Below are 22,332 nucleotides of genomic sequence, written 5' to 3' on the forward strand. Positions count from 1 at the left end.
GCATGAGGCTGCCCCCCGTGGTCGTCGTCACCGGGACCGACACCGAGGTCGGCAAGACCGTCGCGACGGCGGCGCTCGCGGCACTGCTGGTTTCCGTGGGACGCAGCGTGACGGCATACAAGCCCACCCAGACGGGCGTCGAGCCCGGCGAGCCCGGCGACATGGCCGAGGTGGCCAGACTGGCGGGCGTGTCAAGCCACGAGGGAGTCCGGCTCAGGGCAGCGATGGCACCGCGCCCCGCCGCGGCAATCGAGGGAGCGGCCCTCCCCACGCTCGCACAGCACCTCGCGACGGTCGCACAGCTCGCCGCGACACACGACCATGTGCTCGTGGAGGGTGCGGGCGGGCTGCTCGTCGAGCTCACGGAGGCGGCTGAGACGCTCGCGGACCTTGCGAAGGCGCTGCCGGGAGCGGGGGTCGTCGTCGTGGCCCGCAGTGGGCTGGGCACGCTGAACCACACGATGCTGACACGAGAGGCCCTGGCGCACAGGGAGATCGAGTGCTCCGGCATGGTGCTGGGTGCTTGGCCGCAGGAGCCGAGCACGGTCGAGAGGACGAATCGCGAGTACCTCGCGTCACTCCCCGAAGGCCTTCTCGGCGCGATCCCTCAGGGAGCGCCGAGCCGTGGTTCCGAGACGTTCCGCGGCGAGGCGCCGGTCTGGCTGGCCGCCCTGGCTCAGCGGATGGGCACTCCCTGACGCAGCAGGCCGTGCACGATGCCGTCGGTCAGGGCCCGCCACGACGCGGCGAGGATCGAGCCCGCGACGCCGATGGTGTCCCATGACGTCTCGCCGTCCGACGTCTCGATGAGTACACGCGTGATCGCGTCGGTGCCGTGGGACGCGTCGAGGATGCGGACCTTGAAGTCGATGAGCTCGAGCTTCTCGATCTCGGGGTACGCACGGGTCAGGGCGTCGCGGAGTGCGTGGTCCAGCGCGTTGACCGGACCGTTGCCCTCACCGGTTGCGATGAGGCGAGCACCGTCGGCGCGGAGCTTGACCGTGGCCTCTGAAGTCGCGTCGCCCACGGCCGATGAGCCGCTCGCGCCGGTCGAGTCCGTGATGACCCTCCAGGACTCGACCTCGAAGTAGTGCGTGCAGCCCGGCTGGAGCGCCTCACGGACCATGAGCTCGACCGTCGCGTCGGCCGCGTCGAACGTCCACCCGCGCAGCTCGAGGTCCTTGACCTCGGCGAGCACCTTGGCGACGACGTCCGGGCGGTCGGACAGGTCGAGCCCGGCCTCGCGGGCCTTGAGCTCGATGCTCGCCCGCCCGGCCATGTCCGAGACGAGCGTGCGCATGCCGTTGCCCACCTGGGCGGGGTCCATGTGCTGGTAGAGGTCGGGGTCGACCTTCAGCGCGCTGGCGTGCAGGCCTGCTTTGTGCGCGAACGCGCTCGCACCGACGTACGGCTGACGGCTGTAGGCGGGGACGTTGGTGACCTCGCTGATCGCGTGGGCGATGTGCATGGCCCGGCGGAACGACTCGGGCGCCATCGCGTCGAGGCCGAGCTTGAACTGGAGGTTCGCGGCGACGGTGATGAGGTCGGCGTTCCCGGTGCGCTCGCCGTAGCCGTTCACCGTGCCCTGGACGTGGGTCGCGCCGGCGCGAACGGCTGCGACCGAGTTGGCGGCCGCACAGCCGGTGTCGTTGTGACAGTGAGCACCGATCCGGGCTCCGGTCGAGGCGATGACGTCGGTGACGACCTGCTCGACCTGGTGCGGCAGCATGCCGCCGTTGGTGTCGCAGAGCACGACGACCTCGGCGCCGGCGTCGTGCGCGGCGCGCACCACCGACAGCGCGTAGTCGCGGTCGAGGTGCCAGCCGTCGAAGAAGTGCTCGGCGTCGAGGAAGACCCGGCGCCCTTGGCCGACGAGGTGGCTCACGGTGTCGCGCACCATGGCGAGGTTCTCGTCGAGCGTCGTGCGCAGGGCTTCCTCGACGTGCCGGACGTGCGACTTCGCGACGAGGCAGACCACTGATGCGCCGGAGTCGACGAGCGCGCGGACCAGCGGGTCCTCTGCCGCCGTCCCACCGGCACGGCGGGTCGCCCCGAAGGCCGCGAGGGTCGCGTTGCGCAGGTGCAGCTCGGTCTTGGCGCGCTCGAAGAACTCGGTGTCCTTCGGGTTCGCTCCGGGCCAGCCACCCTCGACGAAGTCGACCCCGAGGTCGTCGAGCAGCTCGGCAATGGCCAGCTTGTCCGACACCGAGAGGTTGAGCCCCTCCTGTTGGGCGCCGTCGCGCAGGGTGGTGTCGTAGACGTGCAGGGCTTCCATGACCTCGATTGTCCTCGATCTCGGAGTGGTCGCCGACCACCTCTGGTGGCGGTCCGGCCTGTGCAGGTTGCTGCTGCGACTCGCGCTCTTCTCGTATGCCGTCCGGCCGGGTGTGGCCTCGCGACGCCTCCCTCATGGGTGGATCGGGAAACAAAAAGACCCCCCAAGGGTTGGGAGGTCTGCGCGACGAGGGTCTCTCGTCGCGCTATTCGATAATGAGCGTGCAGGTGGGCACGAGTCGCTTCATCACACGCTCAAGGTAGGGTGCCGGCCCGTCGAGCGAAACGCCTGGTCCGGATGCTGGACGGCCAGCGGCCCGCCCTCGCGTCTGGGAGACTCCGGGGCGTGACCCACAACCGCTCATGCACCTTCAGACTCGCCCTGCGGTCCCATCGGCGCGCGCCAAGAGTCGTCGCGTGATCCTGCTGTTTGCCCGCTCGGTCCGATCGGTGTGGTCATTTCTCGTCATCGGGCTTGGCCTCATGTTGGCCCTGCTGGGCGTCGTGGCGCTGACAGCGTCGGCCGAGCCGGGCGAGGCGAAGGACACCCACGTCAGCGGTCTGGTCATCGGCGCCGTCTGTGCCGCGCTCGGGACCGCTTTCACGTATGGAGGCGCACGTATGGGCGTCTTCGCGCGCGGCGACGGTGTCATGGTCCGTCAAGCCTTCGGCCGGGGACGAACACTCGGGCCGGACGAGATCGCGGGCTTCACTACGGGTGAGGCGGCACATCAGTCGATGCCACTCATGCTGATCTACCCGGTCATCCTCTCGCCCGAGGGATTCGACGTTGGTGTTACGTCACTGGCGTCCTTGCGCGTGGTCCCGGGAGCTCGACGACAGGTCCAGTCGGCGATCCTGCGGATGAGCGAGTGGACGGGCAAGCCAGTACACCCGGAGTGACTGGCGTGCGTCGCGCGGTCGTTCTCGGCATAGCAGCCCAGCGCGACGGGTAGTCGCGGACCGGCGCCGGCGATCACGGCTGCGGCCGCGTCCGCGTCCCTCCGTGAGCTGGCCAGATGTTCCAGTGGTGCGGAGGTAGCGGGTCAGGTGCTCGGCCGTGAACCTCAGGGGGGTGCGGGACGGGTCCCGGTCCTCGTACTGGTCTTGGCGGGTCGCGCCGAGGATGCCGTCGACGCCGATACCGATGAGGTCGACATGGCCGTCGGGCGGGTCTGCGGGCGTGGTGGCCGGTGCCAGGTGACCTCCCATGGGGTCACTTCAGCTGTGAGGCCGAGCTCGTGGACTCGGGTGTGGTGGCGGCCGCAGAGCAGGGCTCCGTTGAGCAGGTCGGTCGGCCCGTCGTTGACCCAGTGGACGACATGGTGAGCGTCACACCACTGCGCGGGAACCGTGCAGCCCGGGTACGAGCAGCCGCCGTCGCGGGCCGCCAGAGCCAGGCGCTGAGCCGGGGTGAAGTACCGCTCGGTGAACCCGAGGTCCAGCACCTGCGAGGGCCCGCCGAGCACCATCGGCACGATCCCGGCCTCACACGCGAGCCGGCGCACGGTGCCCGCGGAGAGCACCTCGTCGTCACCGGCCACACCGGCGCCTTGGACGAGACCGGCCAGGGCCTCGTGGGACATGGTGACCACCACCTTGGCCCGCGGTGTCCGGGTCACCCCCATCGGGGCGGCCACCGCCCGAGCGACCAGCTCCAGCAGCGCGTCAGCACGTCGAGTCGCGGGCAGCCGCGGGTCGGCCACCGGCACGGCACAGACCTCACATGCCGGCCCGACAAAGCGCCAGTCCGGTAGCCCAGCGTGCGTATCCGGGTCTCCGGCCAGCCCTTGTTCGCCGGCCCGGCGATCCGGCCCGGAGTCATCGACGGAGGTGCCCGGTTCGGGGATCAGGTGCCCACAGACCGGGTGCCGGTACGGCGCCGCACGCTCTGCCCAGTCCAGGTCTGGCCGCGGCCGGGCCAGCGGGTCGATCGCGGCATCAAGCACCGCCGCGCCCTCGGGATCCAGTCGCAGCCGATACTCGACCAGACCCGCGGAGCGACCCACTCGAGACAGCGACCGACCCGCCCGCATCCGCGCATCATCGGCCTCTACCTGCTCGGCCGGCCGCAGCGAGACCCGCGCCCGAGCAACCACCCGACGCAGCTCTTTCGCCCCCAGCACCCCGGCCTGCTCCACCATCGAGTCGACCACACCCTCGAGATGCTCGCGCTCGGCGTACGTCACCGCGTCCTGGTGGAACCGCACGATCACCGCAGCCCGGTCCACCGTGGTCGCGCCCGAACGCAGCATCCGCGCCAGCGGCCGCCACCGCGGCTCGGCTAGCACCGCACCCACGGCCGTCAGCTCTGCCGCCCCCGCACCATCCAGGACCGGCGCATGAGCCGCGATCCAGTCGTTGCGCGAGAGCCCCTCTCGCATCCCCAGACCACGCGAGGTCACCTCGCCCGCCAACACCGCCGTCAGGGTGTGAGCGGCATCGCGCACCCGTTGCGCCTGCTCGATCGCGTCCCCAACCCCGGCCTCCGGCATGCACCACGTCGGGTACGACCGAGCGATCAGCCAGATCTCCTCCGAGATCGAGGCCAAGCGGGCGGCGAGCCCAGGCATGCCCTGCAGAGCCTCCAGCTCCGCACCCGCCCCCGGCTCAGCCGACGCCAGCAACGCCAGCTGGGTGACCGGGTCCATGACCTCACGTGGCTTCGCCGCCACTCCGGGTCCCGCTGACGCACCTGGGTCCCGCTCCGGCGAAGGGGCGCCCTCGGGCGCGCCCGGTCGGCGCTCCTGGTCGCAAGCTGTCGTGCTCATGAGTCAAACATATGATCGACCACCGACAGCCGTCCGTCGCTACCCACAGCAAACCGATGCAAACAGCCGAGTTGTCCACAGCGTGGAGCCGCCGCACCCACACGGCTCCCTGGTCCGCGTCGTCGACCACGACGGAGGGGAAATGGCTGGCGCCGTCGAAGCCCAGACGGCGACCATTGCTGCGTGCACATCGACATCGAGGTGGCCGGCGGCGTCGTGCGCGGCGGTTCGGAGGGCGAGCTCGCGGTCTGGCGCGGCATACCCTACGCAGAGCTCCCCGAGCGCTTCGGTGCGCCGCAGCGCGCCTCCGCCTGGGCCGGCATACGGGAGGCGCTGAGGTTCGGGCCGCCGCCTCCGCAGCCCGGCATCTTCGGGATGGACACCCTGGCCGCAGACGGCGACCAGGGTGTCGAGGGCGGCGACGACTGGCTGACCGTCAACGTGTGGTCGCCCGAGGTCGACGGTCGCCTGCCCGTGATGGTGTGGATCCAGGGCGGCGCCTACACCTTCGGAATGTCCGGCCTGCCCGAGTACGACGGCAGCAACCTGGCGCGCGACGGCGTGGTGGTGGTGACGTTCAACTACCGCGTCGGCCTCGAAGGGTTCGGGTACGTCGAGGGACTGCCCGCCAACCGGGGTCTCCTCGACCAGGTCGCCGCGCTCGAGTGGGTGCAGGCCAACATCGGCGCGTTCGGAGGTGACCCCGACAGGGTCACCGTCTTCGGCCAGTCCGCCGGCGGAGGCTCGGTGGCAGCGCTGCTGGCGATGCCGCGTGCAGCAGGGCTGTTCCACCGAGCCATCGCCCAGAGCGTGCCCGGCACGTTCTTCACACCTAGGCTTGCCGCAGACATCACCCGAGCGTGCGCTGCCGAGCTCGGCCTGGAGGCGGCGGCCGGCCTGCCCACGGTCGATCCGGACCTGCTGCCATCCGCCGGGGACGCCCTCTCGGGCCACCTCGCCGAGCACGCTGACCGGTGGGGCCGAGCGGCACACGCGCTCATCCCGTTCGCGCCGGTCGTCGACGGAGACGTGCTGCCCACGACGCCGTGGCAAGGACTCACGGGCGACGTCGAGCTGATGGTCGGGCACACACGTCACGAGCAGCGCCTGCTCACCCTCATCAGCGGCCAGCTGGGCACGATCTCCGAGGCTCAGGCGGACGAGACCGCGGAGATCTTCGGCCCGGATCCGCAGCGGTACCGAGAGGCCTTTCCCGACCCGCAGGAGCTGTACGAGGTCGTCCGCTCGGACTGGCTCTTCCGTATGCCGTCCCTGCACCTAGCCGAGGCACAGCTCGCGGCCGGAGGGCGCGCCCACCTCTACGAGCTGACCTGGCCCGCGCCTGGCATGGGAGGCGTGCTCGGCGCCTGCCACGGCCTGGACGTGCCGCTGGTGTTCGGCAACCTCACCCTGGGTCAGCCGGCGATGCTCATCGGCGATCCCACGCCGGAGGCCGTGGCCCTGTCCGAGCAGATGCGCCGCGCGTGGACGGCCTTCGCGACCACCGGGGATCCCGGGTGGCCTTCCTATGACACCGGGTCGGTGAGGCTGTTCGACGCCCGGCCGGCGGTCACGGCATACCCCGAGCAGGTGTCGCGCCAGATCTGGGGGGAGCACCCCGCCGTGCTCGACCTCGTGTCGTCGGTCCCCAGTCGCTAGCCAGCTAGCGAGCGACGCTCGCGCGCTCGGCGGCATACGCGGTCGCGGCGGCGATGAACCCTACGAAGAGCCGCGGGTCGTCGCTCACCTCGGGGTGCCACTGCACGGCGAGGCGGAACCTCGAGTGCGGGTCCTCCATGGCCTCGAGCGTGCCGTCGTCGGCCCACCCGGAGGCGACGTAGCCCGGGTGGGTCAGCACCGACTGGTGGTGGTAGCTCGGCACGTCGACCGTGCGCCCGAGGAGGGCGGCCACGGTGCTGCCCTCGACCGTGTGCACGGGGTGGTTGCCGTACGTCGCGGGCGCCGGGGAGTGGTTCGAGTGACCGACCCGGTCGGGCAGGTGCTGCTCGAGGTGCCCGCCGGCCGCCACGGCCATGATCTGCATCCCCCTGCAGATGCCGAGCACCGGCACGTCGAGCTCGTGGGTGGCCTGCGCGAGCGCGAGCTCCGTGATGTCACGGTCAGGCCGCGACGCCTGCACCGAGGAGTGCCGCTCGTCCGAATACAGCTCTGGCGCCACATCCACGCCGCCGGCGAGCACGAGACCGTCGAGGCGAGTGAGCAGCTCGGCGGCGATGTGGTCATCGGCATCGTGCCGTGGCGGGATGACGACCGCGATGCCCCCGGCTCGCTCGATGTGGTGGACGTACCGATGGGGCACCAGCGCCCCCGGCACCGACACCCAACGGCCCCACGAGGCGCGTTCGACGTAGGCCGTGATGCCGATGACCGGGCGACTCATGGTGTGCACTTCGGATCTGACGTTTCGTAGCTCATACGTGCCGTCGCAACTCTCTACCTCCACGGTCTCACAACGGCGTGACGTAGGCGCCGGAGATGCCGCCGTCGACGAGGAACGTCGAGGCAGTGACGAAGCTCGACTCGTCGGAGGCGAGGAACAGCACGGCGTTGGCCATCTCCTCGGGCTCCCCGAACCGCCCCATGGGCACATGCACGAGACGCCGCGCGGCACGTTCCTCGTCCTTGGCGAACAGCTCCTGGAGCAGTGGCGTGTTGACCGGCCCCGGGCAGAGCGCGTTGACGCGGACACCCTCGCGCGCGAACTGGACGCCGAGCTCGCGCGACATCGACAGCACGCCGCCCTTGCTGGCGCTGTAGGAGATCTGCGACGTGGCGGCGCCCATCACGGCGACGAACGAGGCGGTGTTGATGATCGAGCCCTTCTTCTGCTCGAGCATGTAGGGCAGGGCCGCCTTGCAGCAGAGGTAGACCGACGTGAGGTTGACCTCCTGGACCCGGCGCCACGCGTCGAGGTCCGTGTCGAGGATGGAGTCGTCGTCGGGCGGGCTGATGCCGGCGTTGTTGAAGGCGATGTCGACCGAGCCGTAGGTGTCCTTGGCGACCTTGAAGAGGTTGTCGACCTGCTCCTTGCTCGTCACGTCGACGAGCACGAAGGTGCCCCCGACCTCGTCGGCGACGCGCGGCCCGTTGGCGGCGTCGACGTCGCCGATGACGACCTTCGCGCCCTCTTGCGCGAAGCGTCGCACCGTAGCGAGCCCGATGCCGGAGCACCCCCCGGTGACAACCGCGACCTTGCCGTCGAGTCTGCCTGCCATGTCTCCTCTTTCCTTTGTGTTCAAGGGGATTCGATCGTTCACTCGGTGGAGATGAACACGTTCTTGACGTCGGTGAAAGCGTCCAGGGCGTCCGGGCCCAGCTCGCGCCCGATGCCGCTCTGCTTGAAACCCCCGAAGGGCGTCCAGTACCGCACCGAGCTGTGGGAGTTCACCGAGAGGTTGCCCGCCTCGACGCCTCGAGCGACGCGCAAGCCGCGCCCGATGTCTCGCGTCCAGATCGAGCCGGAGAGGCCGTATGCCGTGTCGTTGGCCTTGGCGACCGCGTCCGCCTCGTCGTCGAAGGGAAGCACCGCCACGACCGGTCCGAACACCTCCTCCTGCCAGACCCGGTCACTCGTCGAGCGGGGCAGCACGACGGTCGCGGGGTACCAGAAGCCTGAGCCGTCGGGCGCGTCGCCGCGGAAGGCGACGTCGACCTCGTCGGGCGCATCCTCCACGTAGGAGCGCACGGCCGAACGCTGGCCACCACTGATGAGCGGCCCCATCTCCGCCGTCTCGTCGCGAGGGTCGGTGACGACGACGCCCCGCACCGCCTCCTCGAAGAGTCCCATGAACCGGTCGAAGACGCTCCGCTCGACGAGGATCCGGCTGCGGGCACAGCAGTCCTGACCGGCGTTGTCGAACACGGCATACGGGGCGCTCGCGGCGGCCACCTCGAGGTCGGAGTCGGCGAAGACGATGTTCGCGCTCTTTCCGCCGAGCTCCAGCGTGACCCGCTTCACCTGGTCGGCGGCGCCCTTCATGATCCGCTGGCCGACGGCTGTGGACCCGGTGAAGCACACCTTGCGGACGGCGGGGTGCGTCACGAAGCGCTCCCCCACGACCGAGCCCTTGCCGGGGATGACGGTGAAGACGTGCTGCGGCAGGCCCGCCTCGAGGGCGAGCTCGCCGAGGCGCATCGCGGTGAGCGGTGTCAGCTCGGCCGGTTTGAGCACGACCGTGTTGCCCGCGGCCAGCGCCGGGGCGAAACCCCAGCCGGCGATGGGCATCGGGAAGTTCCACGGGACGATGATGCCGACGACGCCGAGGGGCTCCTTGAAGGTCACGTCGATGCCACCCGGCACGGGGATCTGCCGGCCGAAGTTCCGTTCGGGCGCGGCCGAGTAGTACGCGAGCACGTCTCGGACGTTGCCCGCCTCCCACCGGGCGTTGCCGATCGTGTGGCCGGAGTTCGCGACCTCGAGAAGCGCCAGCTCCTCCTGGTGCTCGCCGACCAGGTCCGAGAACCGCCGCAGCAGGCGCCCGCGGTCGCCCGGGCTCACCGCCCGCCAGGCAGGCCCTGCCTCGGACGCGCGAGCGATCGCCTCGTCGGTCTCGTCGACGCTGGCGAGCCCGACCGTCCGGACCAGCTCCTCGGTCGCTGGGTTGATGACGTCGTGCGTCGTGGTCATGTCACTCCTCGTGTCGCCGGTCGATGTCATAGGGCGTCGTCACCGGCGCGCAGATGCATCGAACCGGGGGCGTGTGCCGCGGTCACAGTCGCTCGAAGCCGCGCCGGCGCTCCCAGTCGGTCACGGCGGCGTCGAAGGCGGTGATCTCGACGTCCGCTGCGTTGACGTAGTGGTCGACCACGTCGTCGCCGAAGACGCCTCGCGCGAGCTCGGACCGGCTCAGCAGGTCGCGGGCCTCGTGGAGCGTCGTCGGGACGCGCAGCTTGTCGGAGGTGTACGCGTTGCCCTCGAAGGCCGGCTCGAGCTCGAGCTGACGCTCGATGCCGTACAGGCCTCCGGCGAGCATCGCGGCGACGGCGAGGTACGGGTTGACGTCGCCACCCGGCACGCGGTTCTCGACGCGCAGGCCGGCGCCGTGGCCGACGACCCGCAGGGCACAGGTGCGGTTGTCGTGGCCCCACGCGACTGCGGTCGGGGCGAAGCTGCCCGGCTGGAACCGCTTGTAGGAGTTGATGTTCGGCGCATAGAAGTACGTGAAGTCGCGCATCGTGGCGAGGATGCCGGCGATGAACTGGTCGAAGAGCTCACTGTGCCCGTGCGGCCGGTCCTCGTCCGCGAAGGCGATGGACCCGTCCAGTCCCCGCAGCGACAGGTGGATGTGGCAGGAGCTGCCCTCGCGCTGGTCGTACTTGGCCATGAACGTGATCGACTTGCCGTGCCGCGCAGCGATCTCCTTTGCGGCGTTGCGGTAGATGACGTGGTTGTCGCACGTCCGGACGACCTCGTCATAGAGGAACGCGATCTCGTGCTGGCCGAAGTTGCACTCGCCCTTGGCGCCCTCGACGATGGCGCCCGCGGCATACATCTCGTTGCGGATCTCCCGCAGCAGCGGCTCGACCCGGTCGCCGCCGAGGATGGAGTAGTCGACGTTGTAGCGGTTGGCCGGAGTCATCCCGGTGTACCCGCGGTCCCAGGCTGCCTCGTAGGAGTCCTCGAAGACGATGAACTCGAGCTCGGTGCCGCAGTATGCCGCCTGGCCGAGCTGGGCCGCCCGGTCCACCTGGGCCTTGAGCACGGACCGGGGCGCCTGCGCGACGGCGCCGGTGCCGTCGAGCCAGGTGAGGTCGCACTGGATGGTCGCCGAGTGACGTGCCCCCGGGGTGCGGCGCAGCGTGGTGAGGTCGAGGTCGAAGAACATGTCGCCATAGCCGCGCTCCCACGACGAGATGGCGTAGCCGTCGACGGTGTTCATCTCGACGTCGACCGCGAGCAGGTAGTTGCAGCCCTCGGTGCCCTGCACGAGAACGTGGTCGAGGAAGTAGCGGCCGTGCAGCCGCTTGCCCTGGAGCCGGCCCTGCATGTCGGTGAAGGCGACGACGACGGTGTCGATGTCGCCCGAGTCGATCTCGAGGCGGAGCTGGGCGAGGGTGAGCGTCGGTGCTGTCGCCATGGCCACTTCCTTGGTCGTCGGGGTCTGGGTTCTCTGCGGTCCTTGGGTCGCTACCCGATCAGGCCGCGCAACAGGGCGGAGGTCGCGTCACAGTGCTCCTCCATGACCGCCCTGGCCCGCTCGGGGTTGCCGCCGAGGATGGCCCCGACGATCTGGTGGTGCTGGGCGTTCGAGTGCTCGATGTTGCGCTTGAGCACGGGGATCGCCATGAGCATGTCGTGCAGGGCAGCCTGCGAGCGGGTCACCGCGTCGATGAGCATCGGCGAGCCCGACAGGGTCGCGATGGCCAGGTGCAGCCGGGAGTCGGCCACGCGGTGCGCGGCAGGGTCGGACGCTGCCTCGTCGACGTCGTGCAGGCTCGTCGCGAGCCACGCCCGCTGGTCGCCGGCGAGCGGCTGGGTGGCGGCGAGCCAGGCGGCCCCCGGCTCGACGACACGGCGGAACGTCAGCGCGTCGAGCATCGCCGCGCCGCTGCGCACGAACGGGCCCTTGGCCGTAGCCGGGAACTCCGCGGCATAGGTCACCCAGGTGCCCCCGCCGCGGCCCCGCTTGGTCTCGACCAGCCCGGAGTCACGCAGTGCGGCGATCGCCTCGCGCAGGGTGTTGCGGCTGACGCCGAGGCGGTCGGCGAGCTCTCGCTCGGGTGGCAGCTGCTCGCCCTGCGTGAAGACGCCCAGCCGGATTGCGGTGGCGAGCTGCTCGACGGTGCCCTCGAAGACGTTGCCCGTGGTGGGCCGCAGGACGACGTCCGGCAGCGACGTCAGACGCTCTGCCGAACTCACGCTCTGATCCAATACCGTCACCACCTCGTCGTCAATGGTCTGAGAAAGTACCATTATGGCGCGCCGGGGTCCAACCTCCCCAGGCGCACTCCCTCCGGGTCGAGCGGCGGCCGCAGGCCCACCTTGACGGGGTACCGCACGCCGCCGACGTCGACCTCCCAGTCGCCCGAGCGCACCCAACCCGCCGGAGCCTCGCGCTCGGCTCGGTCCCCCACGAGCGCGAGGCCCACGCCGGCCCCGAGGGTGGCGCCCCACGCCGCACTCGTCACGTGTCCCGCGGGGACGCCGTCACGCAGGACGAGCTCGCCACCCCAGGGGTATGCCGCAGGGTCCTCGACGACGAACGACACGACCCGGCGGGCGGGCGTCATAGCCCTGGCCTGCTCCACCGCCGCGCGCCCCAGGAAGTCCACGTCACCGGCCAGCTTGCAGGCGAACGTGAGCCCCGCGGAGACCGGTCCGGTCTCGGTGGTCAGCTCGCGCCCGAAGGCCCGATAGCCCTTCTCGAGCCGCATCGCCTCGATGGCGTAGTAGCCGGCCGGACGCACGCCCAGCGAGGCTCCCGTACGGAAGAGCGCGTCGTAGACCCCGGCCGCGAGGTCAGTAGGCACATAGAGCTCCCAGCCGAGCTCCCCGACGTAGGTGATGCGAGTGGCGCGGATCGTGGCCGGGCCGAGCCGGACCTCGCGACTCGTGCCGAACGGAAAGGCGTCGTTGTCGAACTGGTCGGGCGACAGGGCCTGGAGCAGGTCCCGCGACCGCGGTCCCATGACTCCCAGGACGGCATACGCACTGGTCACGTCGACGACGCTCGCGTCGAGCCCGACGGGCACATGCCGCGCGATCCAGTCGACGTCCCGGACGGTCGTCGCGGCGCTGCTCACCACGAGGTACTCGCGCTCGCCCGTGCGTGTGACCGTGACATCGGACTCGTACGTGCCGCCCTCGTTGAGGATGCCCGTGTAGACCGTGCGGCCCACCGGGACAGCGACATCCGCGGTGCAGACCCACTGCAGCGCGCGCTCGGCCTCCCGACCGACGACCAGATACTTCGAGAACGACGTCTGGTCGAAGACCGCGACCCCTTCGCGGGTCGCCACCTGCTCGGCAACACACCAGTCCACCCAGCGCGGCCGCTCCCAGGAGTAGTCCAGCACCGGCGGATCTCCCTGTGGTGCAAAGACATTGGGCCGCTCCCAGTGGTTGCGACTGCCGAGCACGGCGCCCTGTGCCAGGACCCGGTCGTGCACCGGCGACAGCCGCTGCGGACGACCGGTCTCGAGCTCGCGGTTGGGCCACGGCACGGCATAGTGCAGGCCGAGCACCTCGACCACGCGGTCGCGCAGCCACGCGTTGTTGTCGGCGAGCGGAGAGAAGCGTCGGATGTCAGCACTGATGAGGTCGATCGTCGGGCGGCCCTCGACGACCCACTCGGCCAGCGCCCGCCCGGCGCCGCCGGCGGTCGCGATGCCGACCGAGTTGAAGCCTGCCGCCACGAAGAAGCCCGGCAGCTCCGGCGCCTCACCCACCACGAACTGGTTGTCCGGCGTGAAGCTCTCAGGACCGTTGTAGAACTTGCGGATCCCGGTATCGGCCAGCACGGGCAGGCGGTGCACCGCGCTGTCCATCAGGACCTCGAACTGGTCCCAGTCCTCGTCGAGCAGGGCGAACTCGAACGGGTACGGGATGCGGTCCGGCGCCACCCACGGCTTCGCCTTCGGCTCGAACCCTCCGACGAGCAGACCGCCGACCTCCTCCTTGACGTAGATGAAGCCGTCCGGGTCACGTAGCACCGGAAGGTCGCGGTGCACGCCGTCGATCGGCTCGGTCACGACGTAGAAGTGCTCAGCCGAGTGCAGCGGGACGTTGACGCCGGCCATCGCCCCCACGGCCCGGGCCCACTGCCCCGCGCAGTTGACCACCACTTCCGCCTCGACGTCGCCGCGGTCCGTCGTGACGCCCGCGGCACGGCCGTCACGCGTGATGACGCCTGTCACACGGACGTGCTCGGCGATCGTCACCCCGCGCTGACGTGCCCCTTTGGCGAGCGCCTGGGTGAGGTCCGTCGGGTTGGCCTTGCCGTCACCGGGCAGCCAGATCGCGCCGACGACGTCGTCCGCGCGGATGAGCGGGTAGCGCTCGGCAGCCTGCTCGGCGGTGAGCAGCTCGCACTCGAGGTCGTATGCCGCAGCGCTGGCTGCTGTGCGCCGCAGCTGGACCATGCGCTCCTCGGTCCGGGCGACGGTGAGGCCGCCGCAGACCCGGTAACCGGTGCCGAGACCGGTCTCGGCCTCGAGCTGGGAGTACAGATCGGTCGAGTACTGCACCAGCCGGGTGCCGGCTTCGGTCGCTCGAAGCTGACCGACGAGTCCCGCTGCGTGCCAGGTGGTTCCACACGACAGCGACCCCTGCTCGATGACCAGCACGTCGGTGCGCCCGAGGTGGGCCAGGTGGTAGGCGACGCTGGCTCCGATGACGCCACCGCCGATGACGACGATCTCGGCACGCGTGGGCAGCCCGCTCACACGACCTCCTTCTCGTCGGCGTCGACGGCGCTGGCCGACTCGATGAGGCCCGCCAGACGACCACTCGTCAGGAGCTCGGCGGCCGGCTCGAAGCGCTCGGTCGCGAAGGCCCAGAAGTCCGCATCGACATCCGAGACGCCGTGCTGGATCGCGCCCCAGAGGGTCCAGGCGTAGCGGCCCGCGAGGCCCCAGAGCTCGGCCCGGGCAAGGAGCCGCTCGCTGACCCGGCCGTAGTAGGCCTCGACCAGCTCGGTGAGGTGCTCGTGGTCGAGCTGCGACTCGTTGACGAGGTTGCCCAGCTCGAATGACGCCTCGTTGGTGCCGGAGTACTCGTAGTCGATGATGCGCACCTCCCCGCCGTCGTCGAGAAAGTTCGCCGCGAGCAGGTCGTTGTGGCAGGGCACCAGCGGGTCGGGGTGCAGGCGCAGAGCGGCCTCGACCCGAGCCGCCGGCTCGGCGAGCGCGTCGTACCCGCTCGGGACTTGCAGGCCACGCTCTCGGACGATCGCGGCATACCCCCTCTGGATGTCGAACATGTCGAAGCGAGAGGCGAACTCAGGCCCGGCGTGCAGCCGACGGAGCGCTCGCGCGATGCGCGGCAGGTTCGCGGCGACGTCGCCCGCGGCATACGTGCGTCCGGGGAGGAACTCGACGACGAGGATGCCCCGGCCGGGGAGGAAGTCGACGACCGGGGCACCCACGCCGGCTTCGGCCGCGGCGCGCGAGTTCAGCCACTCGTGCTCGCGGTCGACCGCGAGGAGCTCACTGCTCGGCGACGAGACCCGCACGACGACGTCGTGCGTCGGTGTGCGGACGCGGTAGTTGTGGTTGGTCAGTCCTCCCGGCAGCTCGGTGACCTCGCGCGGCTGCCCCAGGTGGGGCAGCCGCGCGAGCGCGTCTGCGAGCTGCTCGTCCGCGTCCGGGACGGGTGTCACGCGCGTGTCACTCCGCGTACAGCGCCGCGACCTCGGGGTCGATGTTGACCTTCGGCCCCTTGAACCAGTGCCGTGCCGACACGCGCCACCAGATCGTCAGTACGAGCAGGGCTCCGAGCGTGACGATGGGGGCGTAGTTGACGTACTTCCACTCGAAGGTGTCGCTGCCCGGGACGGCCCCGGGCACGAACGGCAGCATGAGGTAGATCGAGACGATGACGATCTCGGCGACCGCGATCGGGTTCATCCACCGGTACTTCGCGCCGTTGTTCCAGCTGCCGGTCACGAAGTCCGCGCCCTTGCGCCAGCGCAGCCAGATCGGGATCGCGAACGACAGGTAGAGCCCGATGACGGCGATCGAGGTCACGGCGTAGAACGCCACCGGCACGATGAGCGGTGACTGGTCGGTGCCGAGGTTCACCTTGATGAGGGCCGGGAGGGTCACGATGGCACTGACGAGGGCGACGATGAGCACCGCGTTCGCGGGCACCCGCTTCGACGACAGGTGCGACCAGCGCGACGAGAACGGCACGGCTCCGTCACGGCTGAACGCGAAGAGCATCCGCGACGCCGACGTCATGCACGACGTGGCACAGAACACCTGGGCGGAAGCCGAGATGAACAGCACGAGACCACCCCAGCTGGTGCCGAGCGCCGTGTTGAAGATGTACGCGACACCACCCGCGCCGACGCCGGCGTCGTCCGGCGCGCCTTCCTTGTTCGGCACGGCGAAGACCACGCAGAGGAGCAGCAGGTATCCGCCCAGAGCGGAGTACGCGATCGAGCGCCACATGCCCTTGGCCGCGGCCTTGGACGCCGACTGGGTCTCCTCCGAGAGGTGCGCGGAGGCGTCGAAGCCGGTGATCGTGTACTGCGTGAGCAGGAACCCGAACGGGATGATCACGAACCAGTAGCCCAGCCCGCTGGTCTCCCCGTCGAAGAAGCCGGAGTTGTTGAACCGATGGGTGAAGACGTAGCTGAACGACTGGTGCTGGTCCGGGATGACGATGAGGATGAGGATGATCGCGGCCGCGCCGATGACGTGCCACCACACCGAGACGTTGTTGAGGATGGCCATGAGGTGGCCGCTGAAGATGTTGAGCCCCGCCACGACGGCGAGAACGACGAGGAAGGTGATGAACACCCTCGTCAGCGAGTAGCTCGCGAGGTAGCTCTCCGACCAGGTCGAGATGGTCAGGTCGATGAACGTCGCGCAGCCGTAGGCGACACCGGCCGTGACGGCGATGAGGCCGATGAGGTTGAGCCAGCCGGTGAAGAACCCGGCGCGGGGCCCGCCGAGCTTGGAGGCCCACCAGTAGATGCCGCCCGAGGTCGGGAAGGCCGAGACCAGCTCCGACATCGTGAAGCCGATGATGAGGATGAAGACGGACAGGATCGGCCACGTCCACGAGATCGAGATCGGGCCGCCGTTGTTCCAGCCGGCCCCGAAGTTCGTGAAGCATCCGGCGAGGATCGAGATGATCGAGAACGAGATGGCGAAGTTCGAGAAGCCCGACCATGAGCGGTGGAGCTCCTGTTTGTAGCCGAGTTCCGCCAGGCGGCGTTCGTCGTCGGAGAGTTCGGTCACTTCGGACATGCGTGCACTCCTTGCTTCGGTATGAAGTTGAGCCGATGCTACTGACGAACATCGGAGTCGAACAGACCTCGAAGCACCCCTGATTCCGCGCAAATGCGGCCCTGAAGCGGCGCATTCCGAAGGCGTGCCGACGATAATGGCACCAAGGCAGACCATTCGGACACGTGGGTCTGGCCGCGTAGAGGCCGTGCCCGGCGTCAGTCGCTGAAGGCCGCCTCGAGCACGCGGGCCACACCGTCGTCATCGTTGGCCGCGCACCGCCGGTCGGCCACCGCGAGCACGTCCGGGTGGGCGTTGGCCACCGCCCACCCGATGCCGGCCCACCGCAGCATCGGCACGTCGTTCGGCATGTCGCCGAACGCCCAGACCTGCTCTGCCCGCACGCCGACCCGCTCGCACCAGCGCACGAGACCCGACGCCTTGGTCACACCGGGCGCAGATATCTCCGCGAGCCCGCCGGTGCCGGAGTGCTGGACCAGTGCCCGGTCGCCGACCACCTCGGCCACGCGCGGGATGATCTCGTCCTTCGGGAGCGAGAGCGTCCGGGCGAGCAGCTTGCCGACGACCGCGTCGCCGGGCAGCTCCTCGATGGGTGCCGGAATGAGGCCGGCCGGCACCCACCCGGGATGCAGCTCGGGGTAGTCAGGCTCGGTGTGCACCCCGTCGGTCAGCTCGGCGCTGAAGCCGATCCCGGGCACGTTGGCGCGCAGGTCGGCGACGAGCTCGCGAAGGAGCGCGCGATCCAAGGGGTATGCCGCCGTGACCCGTCGGGTGCGCACGTCGTAGTCGAACGCGCCGTTGGCGCTGATGACCGTGCCGTCGCCGCCGACTGCGTCGGCCAAGGGGTCGAGCCACCGCGGCGGCCGGGCCGTGACGAACACGACGGCTGCCCCCGCAGCCTCGGCGCGCCGAAGCGCTTGGGTGGTTCGTTCCGAGATCGTGCCGTCCGAGCGCAGCAGTGTGCCGTCGAGGTCGGTCGCGACGAGGCGCGGGCGCGTGGGACCTGGCACTGAGCCTGCCAAGCCTGCCGTCAGACCAGGCGGGTCAGCCAGCCGTGGGCGTCCTCGGCGCGCCCGTACTGGATGTCGAGCAGCGTGTTGCGGATCGCCTCCGCGTAGCGGTCCACGTGTCCGTCGCGGCGGTGGTCGACGGACCCGCCCTCCCAGCGCAGCTCGCCCACCGGGGTGATGACGGCCGCCGTGCCGCAGGCGAAGACCTCGAGGATGTCGCCGCTCGCGGCTCCGTCCTTCCACTCCTCGATCGGGATCCGGCGCTCCTCCGGTTCGAGGTCGAGCTCCTTGGCGAGCTCGAGGATCGACCGGCGCGTCACTCCCTCGAGGATAGTGCCGGTCAGCTCGGGCGTGACGATCTTGCCGTCCTTGGTGACGATGAACAGGTTCATCCCACCGAGCTCCTCGATGTACGTGTGTGTCGAGGAGTCGAGGAAGACCGCCTGGTCACACCCGTGCTCGATCCCCTCGAGCTGTCCGGCGAGCGACGACGCGTAGTTGCCGCCACACTTGGCCGCTCCGGTGCCCCCCTCGCCCGCGCGGGCGTAGTCGGTGGAGATCCACAGCGTGACCGGCTTGAGGCCGCTGGGGAAGTACGCGCCCGCGGGCGAGGCGATCACCGAGTAGGTGACCCGCTGCGCCGGGCGCACCCCGAGGAACGCCTCCGAGGCGAACATGAACGGCCGCAGGTAGAGGCTCTTCTCCCCCGCGTCGCCCGCCGGGACCCAGGCCTGGTCGACGGTCACGAGCTGCCGCAGCGACTCGATGAAGTCGGCCTCGGGAAGCACCGGAAGAGCCAGGCGCCGGGCGCTGCGAGCGAACCGGGCGGCGTTGGCCTCGGGGCGGAAGGTCCAGATCGAGCCGTCCGCGTGGCGGTAGGCCTTCATCCCCTCGAAGATCTCCTGCGCGTAGTGCAGGACCGCGGCGGCCGGGTCGATCTGGAAGGGACCGTACGGACGCACCTGCGCCTCGCCCCAGCCCCCGTCGGCGGACCAGGTGGCCACGACCATGTGGTCGGTGAAGACCTTGCCGAACCCAGGGTTCTCGAGGACCTGCGCGATGCGCTCAGGCGGCGTGACGTCCTCGCGTCGCGTGACCTCGAAGGCCAGCTGGGGCGAGTGGGCCTGGGCGGCGTCCGTGGACATGACATACCTCCAAAAGCGGTCAGCGGTGATCCGACGTCAGGCTATCTCCCACATCGTGAGACGGCGAAACGGAGTGGAGCGGCCCACCCGGCGGGCGAGTGTCAGAGCTGCCGGAGACTCGGAGCCGTCGGTGCGGCCAGAACCGTCGGTGCGGCCAGAACCGTCGGTGCGGCCAGAGCCGTCGGTGCGGCCAGAGCCGTCGGTGCGGCCAGAGCCGTCAGATCCGGGCGAGCACGGCGTTTCCGACCGCGGTGGTCGACCGCGGTGCGGCTCCGCGCTCGACGAGGTCGGCGGCCACCGCCGCCTCGACCCGTGCGGCCTCGGCGTCGAGGCCCAGGTGGGCAAGGAGCATGCCGACCGAGAGGATGGCCGCGGTCGGGTCGGCCTTGGACTGCCCGGCGATGTCGGGCGCCGAGCCGTGCACGGGCTCGAACATGCTCGGCGTCGTGCGGGCCGGGTTGATGTTGCCCGATGCCGCCAGTCCGATGCCCCCGGCGATGGCCGCGGCGATGTCGGTGAGGATGTCGCCGAAGAGGTTGTCGGTGACGATGACGTCGAAGCGGCCGGGGTCGGTGGCCATGAAGATCGTCGCGGCGTCGACGTGCTGGTACGCGGTCCGGACCTCGGGGAACTCCGCACCGACCTCCTCGACGGTGCGCCGCCACAGGTGCCCGGCATGGGTCAGCACGTTGTGCTTGTGGACCAGGGTCAGGTGCTTGCGCGGACGAGCCTGGGCACGGGCGAACGCGTCGCGGACGACCCGTTCGACGCCGAAGCGCGTGTTGACGCTGACCTCGGTCGCGATCTCCGCGGGCGTGCCGACCCGCAGGGCACCACCGTTGCCGACGTAAGGGCCCTCGGTGCCCTCCCGCACGACGACGAAGTCGATGCCGTCGGGTGCGACTCGCGCGACATCGAGAGGGCTCTCGACGCCCGGGTACAACCGCGCCGGACGGAGGTTCACGTAGTGGTCGAGGGCGAACCGCAGCGGCAGCAGTACGCCACGCTCGAGGACACCACTGGGCACGCTCGGGTCGCCGATGGCGCCGAGCAGGATGGCGTCGTGGCCGCGGAGCTCCTCGAGGACCGACTCGGGCAGCGTCTCGCCCGTCGCGTGCCAGCGCCGGGCACCCAGGTCGTACTCGGTCGTCGCGAACTTCGGACCGCCGGCCCCGGACACCGCCTCGAGGACCCTCAGCCCCTCACCGACGACCTCCGGGCCGATGCCGTCACCGCCGATGACAGCGATCGAGTAGGCGTCCTTGACCTGCGTCTGTGCCATGTTCTCAGCCTATTTCCCGTCTTGTGATGTGGAACGCTCGTCTCAGCACGTGAACAGACGACGAAGGCCCCCACCCAGCGGGCGGGGGCCTCGGTCAGCGGGACGGTCAGTCCTGCGTGTGGCCCTGGTCGCGCAGGTCCATCGACTCCTGCAGCGCCTGACGGGCGGCCATGGCATCTTCGCTCATGGGGATCACATCCTTTGTTGCCAGTGTTGAGTGGTTTCAGTGCTCGAGCCCGGGTGGGCGAGCCGTCAGCTGTCGCAGAACGCGGGATCTCCGCGGCGAGGTAGCTGACTACTGAAACTCGCCGCGGCTGGCAATAAGGAGTACGAGCTGCCGCGTCATGCATAAGACGGTACGCCCGGCTACCCAGCGGTAAAGGGGGTTTCCAGAAAATGAGACGCCGCGTCCGGCATATGTGCAGAAGATCCTTCGGCCGATGGCGCAGATCACACGGGACGTCATCCCACCCCACCACGGGGGTTCGCCGTAGGCTCGCCACGTGAGCGCGGAACAGGCTGACCAGGCTGACCAGGCCGTCCAGCACGCCTCGGCGCACCACACCGGAAGACATCCCGAACAGCCTCCCGACCAGCGTGCCAACGAGCACCCGACCCAGCACGCCGACCACCGTGCCAACGAGCACCCCAACCAGCACGCCGACCACCCACAGCCGGCTCACCGTGAGCACCGCGACCATCGCATCCAGTGGATCGCGATCTCCCCGAGCAACGCCCGCCGGATCGTGGCGATCGTGCTCTTCTCGGTGGTGCTGCTGTGGATCGCCACGTGGGCGTTCCAGGCGATGGGGTCGTTCCTGTTCCTGCTGCTGCTCGCCTGGCTGTTGTCGATCGCGATGGAGCCGGTCGTCCTCTGGATGTCGGAGCGCGGGATGCGCCGCGGCATGGCCACCGGCCTGACGATGCTCGGGATGCTGCTCGTCGTCGGCGGACTGATCGAGCTCTTCGGAGCGGTGTTCGCCGCGCAGCTGTCTCAGCTGAGCACGCAGTTCCCCAATGCGATCACCAACGCGATCAACTGGGTCAACTCGACCTTCAACACCCGCTTCGACCTCGAGCAGATCAAGCAGGCGCTGTCCCTGACCCCCGACAAGCTCGGCGAGCTCGCGGGCAAGTACGGCGGCGGGATCATCGGCGTGTTCGGCTCGGTCTTCGCGTTCATCTTCGACCTCCTGACGATCCTCGTCTTCGCCTACTACTTCTCGGCAGACAGCCCGCGGCTGCGCCAGTCAATCGGGTCCTGGCTCCCCCAGCGCTACCAACGGGTCTTCGTCACCGTCTGGACGATCTCGGTCGAGAAGACCGGCGGCTACGTCGTCTCGAAGGTCGTGCTCGCAACCATCTCGGCGTTCTTCCACTCCACGTTCTTCTGGATCATCGACGTCCCGTTCTGGCTCCCCCTCGGCGTGTTCGCCGGCATCGTCGGCCAGTTCATCCCGACGATCGGCACGTACATCGGAGTCATCCTGCCGGCGCTCTTCGCCCTCATCGACAAGCCGATCAACGCGCTCTGGATCGTCATCTTCGCCACGATCTACCAGCAGGTCGAGAACTACGTCTTCACCCCGAGGATCAGCCGCCGCACCATGGACGTGCACCCCGCCATCGCGCTCGGGTCGGTCATCGCGGGCGCTGCCCTGTTCGGCCCGATCGGCGCCCTCATCGGCATCCCGATCGCCGCCGTGGCCCTGGCGATCCTCGACACCTTCAGCAAGCGCCACGAGCTGCTCCCTGAGCTGGCCGAGCTCGAAGCAGGCACATCCGAGTCCCCCGAGGACTAGCGTCCACGGCGGCACACGGCGGGGCATATGTGACGAAGCGCCCACTCGACGGGGGTGGATCCCTCCGTCGAGTGGGCGCTCGGTCTCACGCGTCACACGGGTTGAGCCGCA

At 69.8% G+C, this 22,332-nt stretch carries 17 protein-coding genes; 4 read left to right on the forward strand and 13 right to left on the reverse strand.

What is annotated here, in order from left to right:
• Positions 1–2: 2 nt before the first annotated feature.
• Positions 3–698: a dethiobiotin synthase gene (bioD, locus tag ACWEOW_RS07760; protein ID WP_452268600.1), complete on the forward strand. Its 696-nt coding sequence runs from the start codon at positions 3–5 to the stop codon at positions 696–698.
• Here the strand turns inward: bioD and cimA are convergent.
• Positions 677–2,275: a citramalate synthase gene (gene cimA / locus ACWEOW_RS07765; RefSeq protein ID WP_452268601.1), complete on the reverse strand. Its 1,599-nt coding sequence runs from the start codon at positions 2,273–2,275 to the stop codon at positions 677–679. The two genes, bioD and cimA, sit on opposite strands and share 22 nt — an antisense overlap.
• A 416-nt stretch (positions 2,276–2,691) precedes the next feature.
• On the opposite strand from cimA, the gene ACWEOW_RS07770 reads away from it, so the two are divergent.
• Entirely contained in the window at positions 2,692–3,177 is a 486-nt protein-coding gene (locus ACWEOW_RS07770; protein ID WP_452268602.1) for a hypothetical protein, read from the forward strand.
• A gap of 164 nt (positions 3,178–3,341) precedes the next feature.
• Here ACWEOW_RS07770 and ACWEOW_RS07775 read toward each other — a convergent pair whose 3' ends face one another.
• Positions 3,342–5,045 (reverse strand): DUF222 domain-containing protein, encoded by a 1,704-nt coding sequence (locus tag ACWEOW_RS07775; protein ID WP_452268603.1) that lies wholly within the window; start codon positions 5,043–5,045, stop codon positions 3,342–3,344.
• Between the two features lie 183 nt (positions 5,046–5,228).
• On the opposite strand from ACWEOW_RS07775, the gene ACWEOW_RS07780 reads away from it, so the two are divergent.
• On the forward strand, positions 5,229–6,704 hold the full coding sequence (locus ACWEOW_RS07780) for a carboxylesterase/lipase family protein (protein ID WP_452268604.1): 1,476 nt from the start codon (positions 5,229–5,231) through the stop codon (positions 6,702–6,704).
• Between the two features lie 4 nt (positions 6,705–6,708).
• Here ACWEOW_RS07780 and ACWEOW_RS07785 read toward each other — a convergent pair whose 3' ends face one another.
• From ACWEOW_RS07785 to ACWEOW_RS07835, 11 genes are all read right to left on the reverse strand, one after another.
• Positions 6,709–7,446 (reverse strand): gamma-glutamyl-gamma-aminobutyrate hydrolase family protein, encoded by a 738-nt coding sequence (locus ACWEOW_RS07785; protein WP_452268605.1) that lies wholly within the window; start codon positions 7,444–7,446, stop codon positions 6,709–6,711.
• A gap of 67 nt (positions 7,447–7,513) precedes the next feature.
• A complete protein-coding gene (locus ACWEOW_RS07790) occupies positions 7,514–8,281 on the reverse strand; it encodes a 3-oxoacyl-ACP reductase (RefSeq protein ID WP_452268606.1) in 768 nt (255 codons plus the stop codon).
• Positions 8,282–8,319: 38 nt separating this feature from the next.
• Positions 8,320–9,693 (reverse strand): aldehyde dehydrogenase family protein, encoded by a 1,374-nt coding sequence (locus ACWEOW_RS07795; protein WP_452268607.1) that lies wholly within the window; start codon positions 9,691–9,693, stop codon positions 8,320–8,322.
• Positions 9,694–9,775: 82 nt separating this feature from the next.
• Positions 9,776–11,143 (reverse strand): glutamine synthetase family protein, encoded by a 1,368-nt coding sequence (locus ACWEOW_RS07800; RefSeq protein ID WP_452268608.1) that lies wholly within the window; start codon positions 11,141–11,143, stop codon positions 9,776–9,778.
• A gap of 50 nt (positions 11,144–11,193) precedes the next feature.
• The gene (locus ACWEOW_RS07805) at positions 11,194–11,925 is read right to left on the reverse strand and encodes a FadR/GntR family transcriptional regulator (RefSeq protein WP_452268609.1); all 732 of its coding nucleotides are present in this window, start codon (positions 11,923–11,925) and stop codon (positions 11,194–11,196) included.
• Positions 11,926–11,978: 53 nt separating this feature from the next.
• On the reverse strand, positions 11,979–14,450 hold the full coding sequence (locus ACWEOW_RS07810; RefSeq protein WP_452268610.1) for a GcvT family protein: 2,472 nt from the start codon (positions 14,448–14,450) through the stop codon (positions 11,979–11,981).
• Positions 14,447–15,385: a phosphotransferase gene (locus ACWEOW_RS07815; RefSeq protein ID WP_452268611.1), complete on the reverse strand. Its 939-nt coding sequence runs from the start codon at positions 15,383–15,385 to the stop codon at positions 14,447–14,449. Before ACWEOW_RS07815 ends, ACWEOW_RS07810 begins: the two co-directional genes overlap by 4 nt.
• A gap of 7 nt (positions 15,386–15,392) precedes the next feature.
• Positions 15,393–16,982: an amino acid permease gene (locus ACWEOW_RS07820; protein ID WP_452268612.1), complete on the reverse strand. Its 1,590-nt coding sequence runs from the start codon at positions 16,980–16,982 to the stop codon at positions 15,393–15,395.
• Positions 16,983–17,179: 197 nt separating this feature from the next.
• Positions 17,180–17,992 carry an HAD family hydrolase gene (locus ACWEOW_RS07825; protein WP_452268613.1) on the reverse strand — a complete coding sequence of 271 codons (813 nt, stop codon included), beginning with the start codon at positions 17,990–17,992 and terminating at the stop codon, positions 17,180–17,182.
• Between the two features lie 20 nt (positions 17,993–18,012).
• Entirely contained in the window at positions 18,013–19,137 is a 1,125-nt protein-coding gene (locus ACWEOW_RS07830) for a branched-chain amino acid aminotransferase (RefSeq protein ID WP_452268614.1), read from the reverse strand.
• Positions 19,138–19,354: 217 nt separating this feature from the next.
• Positions 19,355–20,419 carry a 3-isopropylmalate dehydrogenase gene (locus tag ACWEOW_RS07835; RefSeq protein ID WP_452268615.1) on the reverse strand — a complete coding sequence of 355 codons (1,065 nt, stop codon included), beginning with the start codon at positions 20,417–20,419 and terminating at the stop codon, positions 19,355–19,357.
• A 503-nt stretch (positions 20,420–20,922) separates the two neighbouring features.
• Here ACWEOW_RS07835 and ACWEOW_RS07840 point away from each other — a divergent pair.
• A complete protein-coding gene (locus ACWEOW_RS07840; protein ID WP_452268616.1) occupies positions 20,923–22,221 on the forward strand; it encodes an AI-2E family transporter in 1,299 nt (432 codons plus the stop codon).
• Positions 22,222–22,332 lie beyond the last annotated feature (111 nt).

This window comes from Monashia sp. NPDC004114 (assembly GCF_053603855.1).